Raw genomic sequence first — 22,899 nt, forward strand, 5'->3', positions numbered from 1 at the left:
GGGTGATATTATTCCGGGTTTAGTATTAAAAACCAATTTTGGGATACGTTACGAGAATTACAATAGCTTATCTATGCGTTATCCAAATTTGGAATTCTCTGAAGGCAATAATTCAAATAATTTAAGCGAAATCCAAGGGTATAATACAGAATGGACCTGGACCAATACTTTAAATTATAACAAAAAATTTGCTGAAAAACACAGTTTAAATGCATTAATTGGTACAGAGGCAATCAGATCCAGAACCAGACAATTAACTGCAGGAAGAAATGATTTCTTTCTTTTGGGTAATCCGGATTATTATTATTTAAATACAGGTTCTTCAAATATCAGCAATGCCAGTACCGGAGCAATAGGGTCACTATTCTCCGTGTTTGCAAAGCTTGATTATTCCTTTAATGATCGTTATCTCGCCAGTTTTACTATCCGTAGGGATGGTTCATCTAACTTCGGTTCTGCTAATAAGTATGGTAATTTTCCGGCAGCAAGTGCTGCATGGAGATTATCTGAAGAGGAGTTTATGAAAAGTCTCAATTGGGTTAGCGATTTGAAACTTCGTGTTGGATACGGACAAACCGGAAACCAACGGATACCGGGATATCAATATATCAATAGATTTCAAAGTTCTATTGTTAATTCAGCTTATGCGCTTGGTGGCGGTAATGGTCTTACAACTGGTGTGCGACAAAATGCCTATCAAAACCCTGATATAAAATGGGAAGCTGTAAATTCTTTAAATATTGGTCTTGATTTTACTTTGTTAGGTGGGGCTGTTGATGGATCAGTAGATTGGTATAACAAGAAAACGACTGATATGCTTTACCCGGTACCACTACCAGCAAGCATTGTAGGAATGGGAAGTTCACCTTTTGTAAATATCGGCGATATGAGTAATAAAGGGGTCGAATTTAATATCGCTTATCATTATGGAAGAAGCGCTGATAGCCCTTTTAAATTTGATATTGGTGCAAATTTCTCCAAAAATAACAATAAAATCGTAAGGTTGGCACCAGGTATTCTCAATCAGGTTTATGGCAATTATAGGAGCTTACAAACCAGCGTTTTACAGGAAGGTGCTCCACTGGGTTCATTTTTTGGATATAAAACCGCAGGAATTTATCAGAGTACTGCTGATATTCAGAATAATCCTTCTTATTCGGGTGCCAGGGTTGGTGGATTACGTTATCAGGATATTAATGGTGATGGTATTATTGATCCAAAAGATCGGACAATTATTGGAAGTCCACATCCTGATTTCACTTATGGTATAAATTTGAACGCATCTTACAAGAATTTTGATATCTCAGCTTTCTTATATGGTGTAAAAGGAAATGATATATTTGAAGCTACACGCTATTTTACAGATTTCCCTTCCTTTGATGGAGCCAAAAGTGTTAGGTTGCTTGATGCCTGGAGCCCAACCAATACATCAAGCCTGATTCCTTCTGCTTATGCCGGGGCCTCTGATCTGGAGTTTGCTTCTTCGAGTTATTATATTCAAAACGGAAGCTTTTTAAGGCTGAAAAATTTGCAAATCGGCTACTCCATCCCAACAGCCAAAGCTTTTGGACCAAATTCTGGCATCAATAAGATTAGGGTGTATGTTAGTGCAACCAATGTATTTACCATCACTAAATACACAGGATTGGATCCGGAAATAAGTCAAATTGTAGATGGCTTCTCTGCTCCAGGAGTAGATCAGGGGGTTTACCCATCACCACGTCAGTTTTTAATCGGTATTAATGTTGGTTTTTAATTAAAAATATCAAAATGAAACATATAAAATATATTCTTCTTTCCTTATTAATTTGCAGTACTTTTTCCTGCAAAAAGGAATTTTTAGCATTGCAACCGCAGGGCGAACTCACCGAGGAACAGTTAATGAGCCAAGAGGGGGTTGAAGGACTTTTAATAGGTTCCTATAGTTTACTTAATGGCAATTTAGACGGAACATGGGGTAATTATGGTGCAGCACCAAGCCAATGGTTATTTGGCGAGGTTGCATCTGATAATGCCCATAAAGGGAGTAGCACAGGAGATCAGCCGCCTATGAATGCCATTGAACAGCATTCGCCAACCAGTACAAATGATAATTTATCGAATATTTGGAACAGATGTTTTGAAGGAATTCAACGCTGTAACCGTACTTTAAAAGTCCTTGCTAACTTACAGGCAGGCTCGGGATCGGCCAAATTTGATGATGCCCGTGCAAAAGAAATTCAGGGCGAAGCCAGATTGTTGCGTGGACATTATTATTTCTTTTTGGTTCGCATATTTAAAATGGTTCCTTATGTTACTGAGGCGAATAGTGGTGCTTTTGTTCCTAATGATAAAGACATTTATCCTAATATTGTAGATGATCTTCAGTTTGYCGTAGCCAATTTAAGTACAACCAAACCAAAAAATCAAAAAGGTAGAGTAGATAAATATGCAGCTCAGGCTTATCTTGGAAAGGTGCTTTTATATCAAAAGAAATATCCTGAAGCTTACGATTTGTTGAATGCCGTAATTTTGGCCAAACCAAGTTTGGTTGATATGCCTTACGGCGATAATTTTGACATTACCAAAGAAGACGGACCAGAAACGATTATGTCTGTTCAGCATTCAGTTGGAACAGATGGCACAGGCGGCGATAATGGTAATGTAGGCGATATGCTTAACTTCCCGTACGGTAATGCGCCGATTAACTGTTGCGGTTTCTTTCAGCCAACGATAGACCTGGCCAACTCCTTTAAGGTAAATGCCCTTGGCTTACCGCTATTGGACGGCAGCTATCGTACTAATCCATATAAATCTGATTATGGATTAACCGGAACGGATAAAACAAATTATGCAGTAGATAAGACTTTACCTTTAGATCCACGAATTGAATCGACAATTGGAAGACGTGGCGTTCCATATCGCGATTGGGGTTTAATGCCTGGTGATACCTGGATTCGCGACGCCAGCAATGGCGGCCCTTTCCTGGCTGTTAAGAATACCATTGATGCTTCGCAGATTTCGAGCGGAACAGCTCCAGGAAGTTCCAACGTAACCGGATTAAAYGTAAACCTGATCCGCTTAGCTGATGTTTACCTGATGGCGGCAGAATGCGCCGTGGAAAAAGGCGATTTGGGCAGAGCTTTAATATTGGTTAATGCAGTTAGAGCCCGTGCTGCTAAAATTACCCCTCGGGATATAAATGGAACTCCTGCGGCGGCTTACAAAGTTAGCCAGTACATCTCGTTTCCAAATGATACTTATGCAAGAAATGCGGTGCGTTTCGAACGCAGGTTAGAGTTGGCATTGGAAGGTCATCGCTTCTTCGATTTGGTACGCTGGGGTGTAGCAAAACAAACACTGGAAAGTTATTTTTCTTTTGAAGGTGGGTACTTCAATTACTTAAAAGGCATTACCATCGAAACCAGAGATGATTATTTCCCTTTACCGCAAGATCAGATTGATAGAAGTAACGGTACCCTAAAACAAAGCCCGGGTTATTAGGTTATAAATGAGATACATGAGCGGGATGGTGGTCGTTTATTACCTCCGTTCATGTATTTTTTGTTTAATTAGATAACTAGTTATTGTAAGCTTTAATGACAATTGGTTTTAATTTAAGCTAAAATCAAAGTTCATTTTGTCTAGATTCTGCTGTTGCATTTCTAAATTTAGCTTATTCACCATATTATTAAATTCTACATTGTTGATTACCTCATTATTGGCTAACCACACTAAGTTTCTATAATTTTCTTCTCGGGTAAAGCCAAAATTTACCTGGCCATATTTATTGAGTAAAAATATATTTCTTGTTGCTTTTAAAATATCAATAAAGGTATTGACTTCCGCTTTTGATGGTTTGTTTTGAAAAAATTCAATAGCATCTACGTTCCCATGTTTTATCAAATAAAAACTCCGTTTATAGGTGATTAAAAACAAAATCAACAGTATCATCGATAACCCAAAATAGAAGAAGTAAACCGAGCTTTCAACACCTTCTCCATCATTTCTTAACAGATACAATAGGATAGACACCATACATAATATTGTAGATGAAAATAGGAGGCCATAAATACCCTTATTGCTTTTATAAGTTCTAGTGCCTACGTTTTCGTAAGCGATCACATATTCACTTGAACTAAGTAAACTCTTCTGTTTAACCTCAAGTCCGTTTTCAGTGATTAAAAATGATTTGTATCTAAATCTTAAGTCTTTTTGTACAAGTGATTCGTTCATATTTATTAGATTGTGTCGACTCCTAACTCAAAACGCTCAACGCCAAACTACTTCTCCTCCTTAAACCTGCTAAAAAACAACAGCGCAATCAAACAAAGTGCGAAACCTACAATTCCGTTCAATCGTAATCCGAAATCGTTGCCGGGGTCCTTACCGTAAATGGTAAGCATGGCGAAAATAGCGATACCCAATGTTTGTCCAAGTTTTACAAAAAGGTATTTTACTGCGAAGAACATGCCTTCGTGGTTTTCTCCGGTTTTTAAGGTATCTCTTTGGGCAATGTCGGCCAAAATAGCGGTTGGTAAAATGCCAAGTGCCGCTAATGGAAACGAAGCGGATAGTACCAGGATGTAAATCTGTGTATGTGGACCAAATGGTAATTTGCCTAAAAAGAAAATGGTGACGAAGATTAAGCACAACACGCCAAAGGCAAGTAATACAAAAGGTTTTTTGCCGATTTTAGCCGAACCAAAATTAACCAACGGGTAAAATAGCAAGGACGCAAAAACCATGGCAGCCATAAATTTTCCACCTTCCGATTCTGGTAGGCCCAATAAAACCGTACAGAAAAACAATAAACCGCTTGAAATAATACTCAGGGCCGTATAAAAAGCGAAATCTGATATTAGGTAATATTTAAAATTACTGTTCTTAAATGTACTTTTAATTGCTGGCCATAAAGGCACATGGGTAGGCTTTGCAACCGAAAATTCCTTTTCATTGATGAAAAAAATTGGCAATAACATCACCAGTCCGGATAGGATACACAAACCCCATATCGCAATCTGGATGGCTTCGCTGCGGTTGGCTACATGAAAATGAGCCTCAACCAGATCGGCAAAGTTGTTGGTACAGGCCGATAAAATGATTCCGATTACAAAACCAACCTGTTGATAACTCGATAATTTAACTTTTTGTTTTGGCGTATTGGTTACTTCGRCCAGTAGCGCATTATAAGGAATAATATAAGTGGTAACCGATACAAAAAATAAACAAAGTGTGATGGTTAACCACCAGGCATTATGCAGGCTCTCCGTTTTTTGGATCGGGTAGAAAACCAGTCCGCAAAAAAGCATAGCAGGAACAATTGCCCATTTCATAAAGGGCATCCTGCGACCGTTTTTATTGGTACATGCATCGCTTTTAGACGCAATAAACGGATCGTAAATGGCATCTACCAACCTTCCTGAAGCAGCAATAATAGAAAGGATATTAAACGCACCCAATAAAACGAGTTGTGGTACCAAAGGTGGCAGGCCAGCATTGCTTGGGGGAAGATAGAAATAGGGAAGCATTACGATGATAATGTTTGTCATCGTGCTCCATCCAATCATACCAGCAGCGTAAGCAATTTCTTGTTTTAAGGAGAGTGTTTTGTTCATTAATTATTTTAAGTTGTTTTATATTTTTTGTAAAGCAGGTTTCTGTGTTAATCGGTTAGATCAGTCCTGCTTTCCATTTTATTTCGCTGCGCTTCATGTTCATTCCAATCAGGTTTATTTTAATCGGTCTGCCTTTAGCAAATTGCAAAGATCTGGCGTCATTCCCGCGCAGGCGGGAATCTTAAAGCTTATTGCATTAGGATTATTCATACGCTTTCTCCTCTTCAAAGGCATTCATGAGCACTACGTGGTTCCCAATCAAGTTGGGAATGACGATCCGCGAACAATTATTTTTTCTTAAACCTCCTGCTCACAAAATAAATCGCCAGAAAGCCAACAAAAATATATAAACCATTAAGTGCCGCATTCGGATCATCGGCATAAATGCTAAAAGCCACGAAAGTATAAGCAGCAATAAAAATAATAGGCAATATAGGATATAAAGGAACAGTATAGATGGTTTTTTTATCAAGATTTGCCGTTCTTTTCCGGAGGATGAAAATCGTAGCTGCCGAACTGGCCATGCTAATGCTTTCTAAGAAAATAGTATAGTTTAAAATCTTGTCGAAGGTTTTGGCATAGAAAATAATTACCACAGCAATTAATGTAAAAACAGTTAAGCTAATGGTAATTACCTCTGTTTTTTTGTTCATCCAGCTGAATATTTTTGGTAGTGCCCCTTCTTCGCCCATGGCAAACATGGCCCTTGGGTTACTCAGCAGATTTACATTTACATAACCCATTACGGAGAAAAAGATAATTACAGAAAGTGCGTTAAATCCCGCCGGACCAAATATCTTCGAAGCCAGTATTGCGGCGATGCTTTCTGCTGATTTTAATTCTTCAAAACCGATCACCTTTACATATACATAGTTGATGGCCAGGTAAAGAATTACAATAATGGTTAAGCCGATAATAATGGAACGTGGAATCACTTTTTTGGCTTCTTTAACTTCGCCCCCAAAGTTGATGGTTTGCGCATAACCCGCATAAGAAAAAGAAACCGCAATTAAACACAGGCCCAGGGCTTTTCCATAATCAGACCAGGTTGCTAAAGCACCCGTTGCTGTTTTAAAAATTGGGGTAACGGTTTGTGTTTGTCCGCCGAAAAATATAGCGCAGATGAGTGTTAAAATCATTCCGATTTTAATTACCGTTAACACATTTTGTGTTTTAGAACTCGCTTTTAAGCCTAACAGATTAATGAAATAAAATACCAAAATGGTGGTAATGGCTATGGCAACCCGATAAGTTTCATTCTGTTTATCAACAGGTAAAATAATTTTACTCAGGTATTCTGCCCCAATAATCGAAATAGCCGCTACCGATGCTGCGCTCGAAATGATCACAATACAATTAATGGCAAAAGCAATGGATGGATGATAAGCTGCTGAAAATATTTTATAGTATCCTCCAGTTACCGGAAAGCGGGAACCAATTTCCGCATAAGTTAACGCGCCACAAAAGGCTACAAAACCACCGATAAACCAAGCCAAATAAAACAGTTCGGGAATTTGTGCCTTAGCTGCTACGTTTACAGGTGTACGGAATACACCCATGCCAATAACCAAACTCACCACAATCATGGATAAATCGAATAGCGAAAGTTGCTTCTTTTGTTGCATTAAATAGAATTATGAATATTGGGTTGAAGATAGGGAAATTTGATGATTGGGTGAGAGAAGGGTTGAATGATTGAGTGAGAGAATGATTGAGTGAGAGAATGATTGAATGGGGACTATTGAATTAGGTGTAATCGGTTTCTGAGGATGTGGAAAAATGGCTGATGGTTTAATAGCTCATAGTTGATAGCCTGGTTTAATTAACCATAGGCTATTGACCAATGGACCATGTGCCATCAACCCTATACTTCGGACTGTTGACATGTGGAAATTTTCTTTTGCGAGCCTCACAGAATAAATCTATTATTGTATAATAATTCTGAAGAAGGTATTTGAAAATATTTTTATTTCAATCATCAGGGTTATTTCTACAAATTCTTCATTGCTTTGCAAACCAAAAAATGCAAGGTTTTTCATTGAAGAACAGATAAATACAGTATGGCAGAAGTAATTTATAACGACGATAGTATCCGTTCATTAGATTGGAAAGAGCACATCAGGCTTCGTCCGGGGATGTACATTGGTAAACTTGGCGATGGTTCTGCACAAGACGACGGTATTTACGTTTTGCTAAAAGAAATTGTAGATAACTCTATCGATGAGTTTGTAATGGGTACCGGAAAAACCATCGAAATTACTGTTTCCGAACAAAAGGTAAATATACGTGATTACGGTCGTGGCATTCCACTCGGCAAGGTAATCGATTGTGTAAGCAAGATCAATACCGGTGGTAAATACGATAGCAATGCTTTCCAGAAATCTGTTGGTTTAAATGGGGTAGGTACTAAGGCTGTAAATGCACTTTCTACTAGTTTTATGGTGCAGTCGTACCGTGATGGAAAAACGAAAAAAGTAGAATTTTCTAAGGGAGAAATTGTAAATGAGCAGCCAATTATCGATACCACTCAACGCAATGGCACGGCGATTACTTTTTACCCAGATGAAACCATTTTCAGGAATTACCATTATATCCCTGATTTTGTAGAGAGTATGGTTTGGAACTATGTGTTTTTAAATACAGGCTTAACCGTAAATTTTAATAACCAGAAATATTTTTCAGAAAGAGGTCTATACGATCTGCTTTCTAAATTTAATAAGCCAGAAGAAATCCGTTACCCGATTATCCACATGATTGGACCGGATATCGAAATTGCGATGACCCACGGTCAACAATACGGCGAAGATTACCATTCGTTTGTAAACGGACAGCATACTACACAGGGTGGTACACACCAGGCGGCTTTTAGGGCAGCTGTCGTGAAAACCGTTCGGGAGTTTTTCAAAAAAGAGTTTGATGCAGCCGATGTTCGTTCATCCATTATAGCAGCAATTTCTGTGCGTGTACAGGAGCCCGTTTTCGAATCGCAGACCAAAACAAAACTAGGTTCGCAGAATATGGGACCAGAAGGACCATCGGTAGCTACTTTTATCAACGATTTTGTTAAAAAAGAATTGGATGATTATCTGCATAAAAATCCAGATGTTGCTGATGCCTTGTTGAAAAGAATTATGCAATCGGAGCGCGAGCGTAAAGATATTGCAGGCATCAAGAAACTGGCGAACGATAGGGCGAAAAAGGCATCCTTACACAATAAAAAACTGCGCGATTGTAAAGTGCATTTTAATACAACACACGAGAAACGATATGAAACCACTTTGTTTATTACCGAGGGAGATTCGGCATCAGGTTCGATCACAAAATCGCGCGATGTAGATTGTCAGGCTGTGTTTAGTTTAAAAGGTAAGCCGCTTAACTGTTACGAACTTACCAAAAAAGTGGTTTACGAAAATGAAGAATTTAATCTTTTACAACATGCTTTAAACATTGAAGATGGTTTAGAAGGGCTTCATTATAACAATATTGTAATCGCAACAGATGCCGATGTGGATGGAATGCACATCCGTTTGTTGATGATGACTTTCTTTCTTCAGTTTTTTCCCGATTTGGTAAAAGCCGGCCATGTTTATATTTTACAGACGCCGCTTTTCAGGGTTCGGAACAAAAAAGAAACGATTTATTGCTACAGTGATGAAGAACGTAAAAATGCAATTGAAAAGCTGGGCAATAAACCAGAAATTACCCGATTTAAAGGTTTGGGTGAAATTTCTCCTGATGAATTCGGTTTGTTTATCGGGAAAGATATCAGGTTAGACCCCGTTATTTTGAAAGATCAAACGATTAAAAGTTTGCTGGAATATTATATGGGTAAAAATACGCCTGATAGACAGCAGCACATTATCCGTAACCTAAGGGTAGAGAAGGATGAGGTAACTGAAGAGCCTAAAGTGATTACTGAAGAAGTAGCATAGCAATATCCCTGGTTCGTGTACTCAAACCAGTTTTTCTAGATAATATAAAAGGAAGTGAAGTTTTTAAAACTTGACTTCCTTGGTTATAAACCGTTTTCTAGCCTTAAATTTCCGCCTGCACACGAACTTAAGGTCACATTTTGGAAAGATCCTTCGACTCCGCTCAGGATGACAATCGCGTTTGAATGCTTGCGGTTAAATCAATCGTGGCGTCCTGCTGAACTTGTTTCAGCATCTGTCTTGTTATGCTTTGGTTTATGTCTCCACGAACCAGCTTTATCTATAAAAAGGAAGTCAAGGTTTTAAGGCGTGACTTTCTTTGTTATAACCGTTTTATAGCTTTAAGATTCCGCATGTGCGGGAATGACGATCACGTTTTGGAAAGATCCTGAAACAAGTTCAGGATGACGACCGCATTATTCTTTAGGCACATTCACCGTATCTTCCGGGTGTTGAGGCGGCAATACATCTACCTTTTTCTCTACAATGGTAATTTTTGTAAATACGGCATACTTACTAGGAGAGATGCCATTATCGTACTTCTCTGCATAGGCTTGTGTAAATTCAGCGCCGAAGTAAAGTATAATTGATGTATAATAAATCCACAATAAAATAACGATGATCGAACTGGCTGCGCCAAAAGCCGAACCTGGATTGCCTTTTTCGATATAAATCCCAATCAGGTATTTACCTAGACTGAAAAGAACTGCAGTAAATAGTGCGCCAATTATTGCCGATTTCCATCGGATGATCACATCTGGCAATACCTTAAATATAACGGCAAATACGGCGGTTACGGCAGCAAGTGTAATTACATTGTTTAAAATATAAATTAGAATGGCCATTGTATCGTTTGCAACGGGGATTACTTCATCTATCTTACTTTGCGAAAGTAGGTTAGCCAATTTAGAACCCAAACCAACTACTACAGTGTTAACCACTAGTGAAACAAGCAACAGAAAGCCCATCGAAACAATTAAAGAGAAAGACAATAACCTGTTCGAAAGCATTTTTATCCAGCCTTTTTTGGGCACAGCCTTTACTTTCCAGATCATGTTGATACTATCTTGTATCTCAATAAAAATAGCAGTTGAACCAATAATCAATGTACAAATCCCAATAATTAAACCAATGGTAGATTGCCCGGATTTGTTTGCATGTTCTACAAAACCTTGGATTTGTGTAGCTGCCTCTTTGCCAACCATTTTGGTAACCTGCCCATAAAACTGACCTCTTGTTTCCTCATTTCTTTTGTCGCCAAAAAATAGGGTAGCGGCAGATAGCATGATAATGATGAGTGGAGTAAGTGAAAAAATAGTGTAGTAAGCAAGCGAAGCACTTAATTTAGTTACCCGATCTTCCATAAAACCTTTTCCGGCAGCAACAAAAAGATGATAAAGCGCAATAAAGAAATATTTGATCTTATGGATAACTCTCATAGAAAAATTAAAATGGATATCCTATCCCAATGTTAAAAATTAAATTCTGTTTACGCCAATCTTTGTTTCCAAAGGCGATATCATCAAACACCCATCTTTGTCCTTCCGGCAGGTATGGTTTGCGTACCGGAAAAGCTACATCTAAACGGACTACAAAAATGCTGACATCTACCCGTAAGCCTGCACCAGTACCTACAGCAAGCTCGTTAAAAGCATTTTTCAGCTTAAAACCAGATCCGGGTCTTGCCGTCTCAGGTTTACCAGGTTCGCCAAGATCCTCTTTCCTCAGCCAGATATTTCCTGCATCTACAAACAATGCGCCATAAAGTACGCTTACTATTTTAAAACGCAGTTCTGAGTTTAACATTAACTTAATATCACCACCCTGATCGGAAAAAAGAGCATCATCTTTCACCTTAAAAGTTCCCGGCCCTAAAGTTCTGGCTGGAAAAGCCCTGATATCGTTACTGCCGCCTGCAAAAAACTGTTTAACAAAGGGCATTGATGTAGAGTTTCCATAGGCATAACCATAACCCAGGTTTAACCTGTTTGCCCAGATTAAATTTCTGGTGATTTTATAATAGTCTCTTAAATCAGCTTCTACCCTGATAAACTGTGTTAGTGGTATGTTAAAAAGTGTACGTTTCCCTTCTTCATCTTTTGGTACAAAAGTCCCCCAAACATTACCTCCGGTTTCTAATCCTCCAAAGAAATAAGTGTTATTTCTCCTGCTATCTTCCATCTGGTTGGTATAGGTGAAATTATAATTGCTGCCAATAATAAACTGTTTTTCTAAAGTAGTCCTCAATAGTGGGTTTTGCACATATATTCTTTGCTCTGTAGTATCCGTAGGAAAAGAAGTAGAAACATAACTGATTGATATCGGATTGAAATTATGCTCTTTGTATAAATTCTCTTTAAAGTTGTAACCATATTGCCCTTTAAAAGCATGTAGAGTATATTCAGAACCACGGTTAAGCATCTGATAAGAAAGTGAAGCTATAGTTTTCGGGATGAAAGCATTGGTGCTATTCGGTTTGTAAAAGGGAACAATAAACCTGGGGAAGGTCAGTTTTCCTTCTGCCGTTAATGATAAGGAGTTTTTGCCTAAAGAAGTTCCTTTGGTTTGCGTTTCAAACCCTCCACTAACACTCAAATCTAATTGTTCGGCATTTCTAAACAAGTTTCTGGTAGTTTGTGTTACTTTTACTTCAGAACCTACGAAATTGTTCGATTTACTTGTTCCGGTAACAGAAAAGGTAAGTGAGTTTTTCTTTAAAGGCGTTAAATAGATATTTAAATCGAGCTGATTGTTTTTGAAACTATCTATAGGTAAAAATTCGGCTCTTACATCTTGAAAAGCACCTACATTTACCATTCGGTTTAGCGATTGGTTATGATCTTTACGGTTATACGGCTCGCCTTTTTGAAAAAATACCAAGCGGTCGAAAAGTTTTGGTTTAAACGTGTTTCGGTCATCGTATATATTGAAATCGTTATACTGCAATGGTTTCAATTTTCTTAACGTACTGTCTCTCCTTAACGAATAATTAGGATATATGTTAATGTTTTTAATGGTATAAGGTTTTAATGCTGCATCAGGCGCAATGTCTTTTACCTTAACCGAAACATTAACCAGATTTTTACCAATGGTACTATCTACCTGCATAATTAAATAATCGGGACTGAAATAGAAATAGCCATTTTCTTTTAAGTCGTTATCAATTCTGATCCGTTCATTTTTGTAGGTGTCAATATCATAATAATCGCCAACTTTTAACAAGGTTTTATCTTTGTTGGCATTAATGATTTTGGTGAGCGCCCCGGTATCTGGAGGGAAATTAATCTTGTTGATTTTATAACGTTGTCCCGTAACTGCAGTATAGATGGCCTTACCTTTTTTCCCTTTTACAACGGTATCGCCGGTAACATTTGCCTGTAAATAGCCTTCACTAATAAGATAACTGGATAATACATCATTGTTGTATTTCAACTTTACCTCGCTTAATAACACAGGTGGTTCCCCTTGTCTGCGTAGCCAGTTTCTAAAACCCTTTGGTTTTTTGGGTTCTCCTGCAAGATTGTAAATGCCAAGCTTATATTTTATACCCAAAATCGACTTATTGGGGCGTGGTCTTGTTTTAGCTTCAAGGTCGGTTTTAACCTGTTTTTCATTATCAATTTTCCCCGATGAGTCTGGATTGATTTTTACCTCAGCACCGGTATATAAAATCTGCCCTGGTTTTAACGATTTGGTACTGCTGCAAGCCGCCCAAACTAAACAGGCCAGTAAAAATAAAAGCGGTCTAGTTAGTTTTCTCATCTTGTGCTTTCTGTTCAATGTTTCTTATTCTTCTTATTCTTTTCTTTTGAAAAATCTCTCTAAACTTATTGTAATCTACCACCAGCGTAAAGCCTAAACCTGTTTCAACAATCTGTCCCTGTACAATCATATCGTTCTGGTTTCGGCGGTAGGCCCTTAAACGGTATCGTCCATCAGCAGAAAGCGCATATTCTACGTTCACGTTTCCTGCAATATTGGTCGATTTTTCCCCTGGAGCCTGTGGTCCTTCTAAAGCAAAAGAGCTTCCTACGCTTACGGTTAATCTGTCATTCAACAGTTTTTTCGATAAGCCAACCTCCAGATCTGTTTTTTGCTGCATCGAACCTGTTGAGTAATCTTCGGATGAATTTACACCGAAGTTAAGATCAACACCCTGGATTAAATCGGAGGTTAAATTATTCAATTGTTCCGTTAACAGTTTGCTTACACTCGAACGGGCAAGGGTAGAAACGCCGCCACCGCCGCCGGCCAAGCTTTGAAAAGGATTATTCGCAATAAACCTGTTTAGGGCAAGTAAAGAAAGAACCTGTTTGTTCAACTCACTTTCATCGCGGTTTACATTAATCAATTTGGTGTAAACCTGGCCATTTAAAGCGCCACGTTCATTTTCTGGCAGATCGAGCTTAAATGAAATGGTTGGTTTTAATAATTCCCCTTTTATCATCAAATAAACCTGAAAAGGCAATTTTGTTCTCGCCTCGTAAAGATCTGGCTGGTTTAACAGGTCGATAGGCGCAGCATTAACTTCGTATAAAGCCGTAATATTTGCAGTAGCTGAAGTAGGTTCACCTGTCCAGACAATGGTACTGCCTTTAACCAGTTTAAATTCTTTTTTTACAACAGCCAGCGTTAAATTGTATGAACCATCAACTATTTCATAGCGACCGGTCACGCTAATTTTACCGCTTGGATCCATCGTTACATTTAAGTCTGCATCGCCCCTAACTTTTAAATTATCGCCAGTAGATGCATCTACAACCACATTCAGTTCTGCCTCTGGATCTACTTTTACAGCCGCTACGAGGTTTAAACCTTTAATTGGTGATTTACTGATGCTATCAACTTTTAAAGCTTTTTGTCCGTTAAAAGGAGGTGCATCGGCATCAATAAACTGTACTATACCTTCCTGGTCAATAATCGCCGGATCACTTGAAGGCAAAGCAAAGAAAAACTTTGTGCCCTTATTTACATTAACATTCATGTTTACATCTGGCTGGTTCAAATCTCCGCGTACTTTAATATTGCTGGTTAAGAATACTGTTCCGTAAATCATATCATTATCAGCTGCGGTCGAATTGATTGCCCTGAAATTGTTTGTTCGGATATCTAAACCGAAACGGTAATTTTTAAAATCGGTGGTGTAAACTTTTCCATTGATGGTTGCTTTTTGATTTAAGGAATCAAGGAGTGTAAAATTGTTAAAACTGATGCCTTCGTTTGTGAATGAAATCTTTTCGTTAGGCATGCGGAAATATGAATTTACATAAGCCACATTAAAGCCTGCATTATTGAAAGTTAAATCGCCCAGTATTTTCGGAGCTGTTAGTGCACCTTTAACTGTTAACGCGCCTGTTAAGGTACCAGTACCACGTTTAAGCTGACCTGCAGATAAACTCTCTATATTTTTCATTTCAATCTTATCGATGTTTACCGTAAGATCTAAAGCGCTTTCTGGTGCAGTATAATAGAAGCCGTTAACCCTTAACTCGTGCACCCCAGTTAAAGCAACATTTACCTCAAAGGCATTTTCGGTATTGTTGTTTACGGCCAGGCGTAAAGTGCCCAGTTGATCTTTTTGATAACGCAACTGATCGATGGTTAAATTTGCCTCAAATTTTGGTGTGCTGGCCAAATCTTTAACGTTTGCGGTTCCATTTAATCGACCACCGACCAAAGTGGTATCGGTTTCTGCAAATTTGGTTAAGGTTTCTAATTGGAAATCTTTAAATTCTACTGCCAAGGGCGCATTTGGTTCGGTAGGATTACTATTGATGGAAAGTGATTGACCACTATTACTAATCTGGAACTGGTTAACCAATATGCCTGATGCACCAAATTGAATATAGTTATCTTGCGAAACCACCCATTTTTGATAATCGAGCAATAATTTTTGCGGATCTAAAGTGAATTTGAAATCCTTATTAATCGATTGAAAGGTACCACCAATTACATATTTATTTTTAAGCTTTCTATCTCGCAAGAAGATGTTAACGCCTAAATTATTATTTGAAGCATCGCCACTTACTTCCGTATTAAAGAGTGCAATAGCTGGGCTTTGGAGACTTTTAACCGTTAAACTATAAGCCAGTTTATTGTTATCATTATTGATGTTTAAAACCGTAGTATCTACCTTAAAATCGCCATAAACCACCTGTGGGAAATTCCCTTTAATCTGTAAGCTGTCTTTTTGTGTATCGATTAATCCATAAAACTGCGATTGTTTGAATACCGTTAATTCGGGTACAAATTCCTTTAATAATTTAGAATCGTAAACCTGTACAAAAAACCTTAGCCTTTGGTCGGGAACTTTAGCAACGGTACCAAAGGCGTAGTATTTATTAATTTCGTTGATAATGGCGTCGCCAACTTTGGTGAGCTGGTACTTGCCATCAATTTTTGCTGATAGTATTTCAGATTTTAAGGTCAGCTCGTTTTCTGTCGCAGTTGATTTAGCCCGGATGGAAATCGTATCTACATTGATTTTTTGTTTGTCTTTTACCAATTGTAAGCCCGTAATATCAACCGACCCATTTAAATAATCAGCATCGGCGGTAGCGAGGTCTACTTTAACTATACCTGCTGCACTTAATACCGTTGGACTAAAGTTCAATGCCTGCAGGTTTACCTGCTTTAAGTTTAAATCGGCTTTTACAGCAGGATATTTTCCTGCCAGATTCACTTTAGCATCTAAATTAAAGTTGGCATTGCTATCGGGCATGCTACTCTTAATACTGATGTTCTGATTACTGTAATTCCCGGCAAGGCTTAAATTACGGTAGGTATATTTGTTGTAATAAGCACTAATCACTTTGGCGTTAAACTTTGCATTAATTTTTTTAGGATCGAGTCCTGTGCCTGCCACATTTGCCTTAACCGAAATCCTACCCAGTTTAGGTTGCATTTTTAATAGCCTGCCCACATTAAAGTTGTTTAAGTTAATGTCGGCCTTATAACTTTCCTTACCTTTTGGTCCTTTCATACCGGCTACCAAAATCGCTCCACCCATATCGGTGTTGATATTCAGGTTAGTGTTGAAATCGGTCATTGAACCCTTAAATGTGCCTTTCGCATCAACTACATTTGGCAATTCGATCGTTGGTGGCAGCGATTTTTTGGGTACTACCACCAAAATATCTCCTTTGGTTAGATGTAACTTTTTGATATTTAAATCGAGATAGGTTTTTTTGATGTCAGGTAGACCTTTCGCTTTYCCACTGATATCTATCTGCGTATTTTTTAACCCACTGATCTGCAGTTTTGGGATATTCAGGTTGTTCAGATAGCCATTAACATCTGCTGTTAGTTTTATTTTTTCGTTGCGGTAATTTGCTGGAACGGCATCGCTGAAAAAGCCAGCATCTTTTAAACCAATGCTTGTGTTTTTAAAGGTCAAATTCAATTTTACGCGTTCAGGATGTTTGGTTAAATCCTCCATCGAGGTAAAATTTAATTCAGTCGCATTTTCGATTGAAGTATTAGGTGTTTTTAAAATGAAATTGCTCAGTTTGATCTGTTTGTCGTTATACACCGCATCGCCTCTCAGCTGATCCAGTACAAAACCACTTTTTTCCTTTAACGATCCATTTTTAACATTGGCTTTTATGCCAGCGGCGCTATAACTTACATCACTGGCGCCTAAGTTTAGCTGGGTAATTTTAAGGTGGTTAAAGTCCATGCCTTTAGTGATAGGCTTTGCCCCAATATTATCAAACTGTACATTATTATCGGCCAAACTGATGTTCTTAATAATTAAACCCAAAGGCGATTTTTCGGGAACTACGGTATCTTTAACTTTCTTTAAATCGTTACTTGGTGCAGGTTTAAAAGCAAAAAGGATATTCGATTTATTTAAATGGGCATCATCAACAGCATACTTACTGTTGGTTAAATCTACTTTTAGGTTTACCAGGCCCAGATCGTTTACATCGGCAACGGCTTTGGTGGTCGATAACTGATCGTCGTAATTTACCTTTACCTTACTAAAAATGAAGTTCTGCACTTCTATTAATGGCAGTTTGCCTTGTTCTTTCTCGCTGCTATCAACACTGTTTGTAATGTGCTGCACCAGGTGAACTAGTGGTTTTTGCTGCAGATAACGTAAAGAAGTGTTCACTAAACTTAATTCTTTAATTACGTAGTGCTGATTGGCTAAATCGAAATCTTTGATTTTGGTTTTAAAGGCACCCAGGTATAATTTCACATCATTTCCCGCAACATCATCACGATAGTTAATGCCTATATCTTCAAATGAAACTTTATCGACAGAGAATTTGAGGGTAGAGGTGGTATCTTTTTTTATTTTTTCTTCGGGTTTTTTCTGATCGCTTGCAAAGGCATCCACCAGAAATGAAAAATTAAATGTAGTATCGGGAGTGATGCGCTTCACATTGGCGCGTACATTTTTTAGTTCAATATTATTGATCTCGATGGTGTTTTTTAACAGTTTGAATAAGCTGATATCAACCGCAAGTTTTTCAGCATATAATAAGGTATCGCCCTTACGGTCTTCAATATAAAATTTGTTCAAAACCACATCTTTTGGCAGCGCAATTTTAATGCTCTCTAAACTTACCTCTGTTTTGGTTTTGTTTTTAAGATAGTTAATAGCTTTGTCTTTAACAAAATTCTGAACTGCCGGAATATTTAAAGATAGCGCCAAACCAACAACCAGAATGATGATGGAAGCAATTACCCACAATAAAATTTTTAGACTTTTGCGTACGTATTTATTCAAAGCTAAGCGTGTTTGGTGTTTGATAAATGCCAAAAGCATGCCATTAAAATTAATTTTAAGGCATGTTTTACTAAATAATACAAAAAATAACTTAAATTGTTCGCCCGCTATAAAAATTTAATATTGGCGGTTTCCTAATTAGTTACAAATGAATTCAATAAATCTAAATATAACTTTTGAACAATACGAAAGTATTACAGAATTAACAGTGGCAGACAGAACACTTTGCGAACTTGCAGCAGAGGCTTTAAATACTTCATATTCTCCTTATTCTAAATTCAGGGTGGGTACAGCAATCCGTTTGGCCTCTGGCGAAACGATATTAGGCAGCAACCAGGAAAATTTAGCCTACCCATCTGGACTTTGTGCAGAGCGTGTTGCCCTTTTTACCATTGGTGCTACCTATCCAAACGCAGTTATTGAAAGTATGGCTATTACTGCCCAAACTGATAATTTTGAGATTTTAAAGCCTGTTACTTCTTGCGGAGGTTGTTTGCAGGTGATGGCAGAGTTTGAGCGCAAGCAAAATACGCCGATTGAGGTGATTTTTTACTGTTTGAACGGAGAAGTATTAAAAGTGCCCAGTGTAAAGAGTTTACTGCCTTTTGCTTTTGTTGAGGATCGGTTGGAAAGATAGGCGGGGAGGCATCTCTCGACAGGTCGTCTTTGCGAGAAGGCTTTTTCAGCCGACGAAGCAATCTTAATGCGGTCGCTATGACCCATGGTTGTAAGATTGCTTTCCCGAACATTCGGGATTCCTCCTCGCAATGACGAATTTCTATTAGAATGTAGTTCTAACTCCCGACCTCGGACCTCCGACTTTTATACTTATATTTGGTTTTTTAGCCATAATGAAGCAACTCTACACCCTCGTTTTCTCCCTTTTTATTTCTTTTGGCGCAAATGCGCAGATCGTCCTTAAAAATAATGCGGTTTATAAAATAGTTTACTTCCGCTCCGCTGATGGAAAGCCGAAGGAAGACCGCAATCCAACTGTGGTAATGGCTTCAGCAAGCCAGAATTTAATTAGCTATGCAGCTATTCTCGATCGTAAAGCAAAGTATCCTTACGAACAAAGCATTGTTACGAAACCTGCACAAATTTTGTTTCAGGTTGCCGATTTAGGTATAGATAAGCAGATTGCAACTGCCGATAGCCTTGCAATTGGCAAGCAAACTTTTGAGTTGAGCAACGAAACCAAAGTGATTTTGGGTTATACCTGCAAAAAGGCCACCACGGTAGTTAATTCGAATAGAATTGATCTTTGGTACACTATTGAAGCAGGTATTAAAGCGGCACCAACCAATTTGGGCCAGAACCTTGGTTTGGTTTTAGAGCAGGTGCGTAACGGCAGTAGCTTTGTAACGGCTACAAAAATTGAAGAAGTTAAAAATTCGAAATTGATCGATCTCCAAAAAATAAGTGCTAAGCTTACCGATGCATTAACGTATAAAGATTTGCTTTGGAAAAGCAGGTTTACCACGCTAAGTGTTTTTAATAACGAAACGATCAATTTTATAGATAAACCACAATCGAACGATTCTGTATTCCGCTTTGCGGGAGGGACCGTGATTGCCAGGAAAGTTAAATTTCCTGAGCTTCAGTCCGACCCGAATGTTTTTGTCGATTTAACCGAACAATCGAACGGCGATGCTTATGATAGAACAGGATCGGTATTTATCATCCCAACCGATAAACAGATCAGTTTAATGGATGCACTTAAAAATTCTGTTAAAGACCTGCCGGTTTACGACAATGGTAATGGAAAGAAATACCAGGGTGTTGTGGCTACAGCAAATTATAATCCCGTTATAGAGTTGATGCGCTTTTTTACCCCTTTCGGTGTGGGTAAATACAATAATTTAAAACTGAAGGATAAAAATTGGGCGGAGAAAGTTTATTACAGACAGGATGTTTCAGAACTGTTCCCGCTGGTAAATGGAAAAGAAGTTTGGATAGCTGTTTTTGTTGGTAACTATGATAAGGGCGGTCATAAAGTTTCTTTAAATATAACACTGCATAATGGAGGAAGACAAAAAGAAGCCAAAGAAGTAATTTTGCCTTTATTTAATTCGACCAACGTAATGGAAATGGCTGGACAAGAATATGCAACTATGTTTAGCAGCGATAAAGGGTTGGAAGTTTCTTTCACCTTAGCAAAAGACCTAAAAGATGCAAAACTACGCTACATTACAACAGGCCATGGTGGTTGGGGAAATGGCGATGAGTTTGTACCACGGAAAAACACCATCTGGCTGGATGAAAAAGAAACATTCGCTTTTACGCCATGGCGCCAGGATTGCGGTTCGTACCGATTGTCGAATCCTGCCTCTGGAAATTTCGAAACGGGTCTTTCCTCGTCAGATTTAAGCCGTTCTAACTGGTGTCCAGGCACAGTTACCAATCCCGAATGGATAAGTTTGGGTGATTTAAAAGCCGGACCGCATACCATAAAAGTAACCATCCCGATGGGTAAACCAGAAGGTTCGAGCTCAAGCGCATGGAATGTTTCGGGCGTGCTGTTGGGGGTGGAATAACCAAATGATTTGTTATCCTGAGGATTAATTTATTGTATAAAAGTCAATATTAATGACGTATATAATTGATTATTTTTTTACCATACAGCTCATGCTTTCCTCGGCTCACCGCCGCCGATGGGCTCTTTCTTTTTGGTGTCAAAAAGACCAGCGTAGCTAGCTTGAATGCCGTTAAAAACATAAAAGCCCATGAAAAAACAAAAAACACCGGCTGAAAATTTTTCGTTCGAAGTTAGTAGGTTGGCTGTTTCGGTGGAGCCCGAAAAATTTGTTAGGCCGGATTTAAGTAGAACGAGGATATGGTGCTACGGGCCTAGTTGGGCGGGCATACACAGTTGGCACAAACCTGTCATATTTAAATGATTACAAAATAACGTCAATGGTAACGCAGTGAAGGATCTTTTTCTTGCCTCTTTTACCATATAAGATATATAAGGGAATATAAGCTCGGCTGACCCTATAATTGTTTTTTATTTTTAATTTCAAATAGCGTCTATGGGTCTTTCTATGCACCCTGCAACCCTAAATAGCACCACGAAACTATTTTTCTAAACCGGATTGAAGAGAAGATCCTTTTTTGCTGCCTTGGGCTGAGCTGGAGGGCAAAAAAGATCGCATCGGAAAGCCGGAGGAAACATTAAACAAAATTTACGGAACCCTGCTTTCTAAATCAATACAAACAAATTTAGATTTCGGCAGGTGAGACACCAGCCGATAGGATGAAATTGTTCAATTTGAATTTAAAGATCTCTCCGCTACGGTCGAGATGACGAAATATACTCCGTGATTTCCGTGCCTCCGTGGCCAATACATAAATCGTCAGGTCATTAAAAACGAATTTCCCATCTCGAAATGTGAATAACCTCTCTTCATTCTATGAAATCATTTTTATTATATTTACGGCTGCCAATTTTTGTAAATAAATGAGTGAAGAATTAGATCAAAACGTAAACGAAGAGCACAAACATACCATAACCCCAATCAACGGTTTATACGAAAACTGGTTTCTCGATTATGCGTCTTATGTAATTCTCGATAGGGCAGTTCCGCACATTAACGATGGACTTAAGCCTGTTCAACGGCGCATTATGCACTCGCTTAAAGAGATGGATGATGGACGTTTTAATAAGGCGGCCAATGTAATCGGTAATACCATGAAATATCACCCGCATGGTGATGCATCTATTGGCGATGCGATGGTGCAGATTGGTCAAAAAGATTTATTGATTGATATGCAGGGTAACTGGGGGGATCCGGTTACTGGCGATAGTGCTGCAGCACCACGTTATATCGAGGCACGTTTATCAAAATTTGCCAACGATGTGGTGTTTAACCCTGATACTACCGAGTGGCAGTTAAGTTATGACGGGCGTAATAATGAGCCAATAACTTTACCGGTTAAATTCCCTTTGTTATTGGCACAGGGTGCTGAGGGTATTGCCGTGGGTTTGGCTACCAAGGTAATGCCGCACAATTTTATCGAATTGCTGGATGCCTCGATAGAAGCGCTGAAAGGTGTGCGGCCGAATATATTGCCCGATTTCTTTACGGGCGGTATGGCCGATTTCTCGAATTATAATGAAGGGCAGCGTGGAGGTAAAATCCGTGTGCGCGCAAAAATAACCGAGAAGGATAAAAAGACTTTGGTGATTACTGAAGTCCCGTTTAGCACCACAACGGGTTCTGTTATTGATAGTATTTTATCGGCCAATGATAAAGGCAAAATCAAAATCAAAAAGATTGAGGATAACACCGCGGCCAATGTAGAAATTGTAGTGCACTTGGCACCAGGTATTTCGCCTGATGTAACCATTGACGCACTATATGCCTTTACGGCTTGTGAGGTGTCTATTTCGCCAAATACCTGTATTATTCAAGGGGATAAGCCACTCTTTTTGAGTGTGAACGATATCCTGATTGAAAATACAAAACACACTAAAAATTTATTAAAAAGAGAGTTGGAGATCCGCTTGCACGAGTTGCAGGAGAAGATTTTCTTTAGTTCTTTACTTAAAATATTTATTCAGGAGGGGATGTACAAAAATCCTGAATATGAAAACTCAACCAACTTTGATACCGTAGTTGAGGTATTACAC

12 protein-coding genes are annotated in these 22,899 nt (G+C 38.5%); 6 read left to right on the plus strand and 6 right to left on the minus strand.

Annotated features, from left to right (window positions below; translation table 11 throughout):
• On the plus strand, positions 1-1,756 hold a 1,756-nt coding region (locus AC1DPQ_RS00630), incomplete at its 5' end, for a SusC/RagA family TonB-linked outer membrane protein (RefSeq protein WP_477607487.1).
• A gap of 14 nt (positions 1,757-1,770) precedes the next feature.
• The gene (locus tag AC1DPQ_RS00635; RefSeq protein ID WP_477607489.1) at positions 1,771-3,483 is read left to right on the plus strand and encodes a RagB/SusD family nutrient uptake outer membrane protein; all 1,713 of its coding nucleotides are present in this window, start codon (positions 1,771-1,773) and stop codon (positions 3,481-3,483) included.
• Between the two features lie 108 nt (positions 3,484-3,591).
• Here the strand turns inward: AC1DPQ_RS00635 and AC1DPQ_RS00640 are convergent, their stop codons facing one another.
• The 3 genes from AC1DPQ_RS00640 to AC1DPQ_RS00650 all read right to left on the minus strand — a co-directional run bounded on the left by AC1DPQ_RS00640 (position 3,592) and on the right by AC1DPQ_RS00650 (position 7,222).
• The gene (locus tag AC1DPQ_RS00640; protein ID WP_477607491.1) at positions 3,592-4,215 is read right to left on the minus strand and encodes a hypothetical protein; all 624 of its coding nucleotides are present in this window, start codon (positions 4,213-4,215) and stop codon (positions 3,592-3,594) included.
• A 47-nt stretch (positions 4,216-4,262) separates the two neighbouring features.
• Positions 4,263-5,597, minus strand: a complete 1,335-nt coding sequence (locus AC1DPQ_RS00645) for an MFS transporter (protein ID WP_477607493.1) — start codon at positions 5,595-5,597, stop codon at positions 4,263-4,265.
• Positions 5,598-5,884: 287 nt separating this feature from the next.
• Positions 5,885-7,222 (minus strand): APC family permease, encoded by a 1,338-nt coding sequence (locus AC1DPQ_RS00650; protein ID WP_477584414.1) that lies wholly within the window; start codon positions 7,220-7,222, stop codon positions 5,885-5,887.
• Between the two features lie 435 nt (positions 7,223-7,657).
• Between AC1DPQ_RS00650 and AC1DPQ_RS00655 the strand changes: the two genes are divergently transcribed.
• A complete protein-coding gene (locus AC1DPQ_RS00655; protein ID WP_029275794.1) occupies positions 7,658-9,529 on the plus strand; it encodes a DNA topoisomerase IV subunit B in 1,872 nt (623 codons plus the stop codon).
• 416 nt (positions 9,530-9,945) lie between these two features.
• On the opposite strand, the gene AC1DPQ_RS00660 is transcribed toward AC1DPQ_RS00655, so the two are convergent.
• The 3 genes from AC1DPQ_RS00660 to AC1DPQ_RS00670 are packed head-to-tail and all read right to left on the minus strand — an operon-like array spanning position 9,946 to position 18,266.
• On the minus strand, positions 9,946-10,968 hold the full coding sequence (locus AC1DPQ_RS00660) for a YihY/virulence factor BrkB family protein (protein WP_477584885.1): 1,023 nt from the start codon (positions 10,966-10,968) through the stop codon (positions 9,946-9,948).
• A 7-nt stretch (positions 10,969-10,975) separates the two neighbouring features.
• The gene (tamL, locus tag AC1DPQ_RS00665; protein ID WP_477607495.1) at positions 10,976-13,291 is read right to left on the minus strand and encodes a translocation and assembly module lipoprotein TamL; all 2,316 of its coding nucleotides are present in this window, start codon (positions 13,289-13,291) and stop codon (positions 10,976-10,978) included.
• Positions 13,275-18,266 (minus strand): translocation/assembly module TamB domain-containing protein, encoded by a 4,992-nt coding sequence (locus AC1DPQ_RS00670; RefSeq protein WP_477607497.1) that lies wholly within the window; start codon positions 18,264-18,266, stop codon positions 13,275-13,277. Before AC1DPQ_RS00670 ends, tamL begins: the two co-directional genes overlap by 17 nt.
• Positions 18,267-18,414: 148 nt before the next feature.
• Here AC1DPQ_RS00670 and AC1DPQ_RS00675 point away from each other — a divergent pair, with 148 nt between their 5' ends.
• The 3 genes from AC1DPQ_RS00675 to AC1DPQ_RS00685 form a co-directional block, all read left to right on the plus strand.
• Positions 18,415-18,903: a cytidine deaminase gene (locus AC1DPQ_RS00675; RefSeq protein ID WP_477583370.1), complete on the plus strand. Its 489-nt coding sequence runs from the start codon at positions 18,415-18,417 to the stop codon at positions 18,901-18,903.
• 214 nt (positions 18,904-19,117) lie between these two features.
• Entirely contained in the window at positions 19,118-20,803 is a 1,686-nt protein-coding gene (locus AC1DPQ_RS00680; protein WP_477583369.1) for a PNGase F N-terminal domain-containing protein, read from the plus strand.
• Positions 20,804-21,726: 923 nt separating this feature from the next.
• Positions 21,727-22,899 (plus strand): DNA gyrase subunit A (locus AC1DPQ_RS00685; RefSeq protein WP_477607499.1); only part of this gene is annotated, 1,173 nt, incomplete at its 3' end.

This window comes from Pedobacter sp. 01T416_2 (assembly GCF_056398925.1).

What these genes read in the sequence shown, in the direction of transcription:
- AC1DPQ_RS00640 (WP_477607491.1), bottom strand. Translation starts at nt 4,215, where the DNA reads ATGAACGAATCACTTGTACAAAAAGACTTAAGATTTAGATACAAATCA.
- AC1DPQ_RS00650 (WP_477584414.1), bottom strand. Translation starts at nt 7,222, where the DNA reads ATGCAACAAAAGAAGCAACTTTCGCTATTCGATTTATCCATGATTGTG.
- AC1DPQ_RS00655 (WP_029275794.1), top strand. Translation starts at nt 7,658, where the DNA reads ATGGCAGAAGTAATTTATAACGACGATAGTATCCGTTCATTAGATTGG.
- AC1DPQ_RS00660 (WP_477584885.1), bottom strand. Translation starts at nt 10,968, where the DNA reads ATGAGAGTTATCCATAAGATCAAATATTTCTTTATTGCGCTTTATCAT.
- tamL (WP_477607495.1), bottom strand. Translation starts at nt 13,291, where the DNA reads ATGAGAAAACTAACTAGACCGCTTTTATTTTTACTGGCCTGTTTAGTT.
- AC1DPQ_RS00675 (WP_477583370.1), top strand. Translation starts at nt 18,415, where the DNA reads ATGAATTCAATAAATCTAAATATAACTTTTGAACAATACGAAAGTATT.
- AC1DPQ_RS00680 (WP_477583369.1), top strand. Translation starts at nt 19,118, where the DNA reads ATGAAGCAACTCTACACCCTCGTTTTCTCCCTTTTTATTTCTTTTGGC.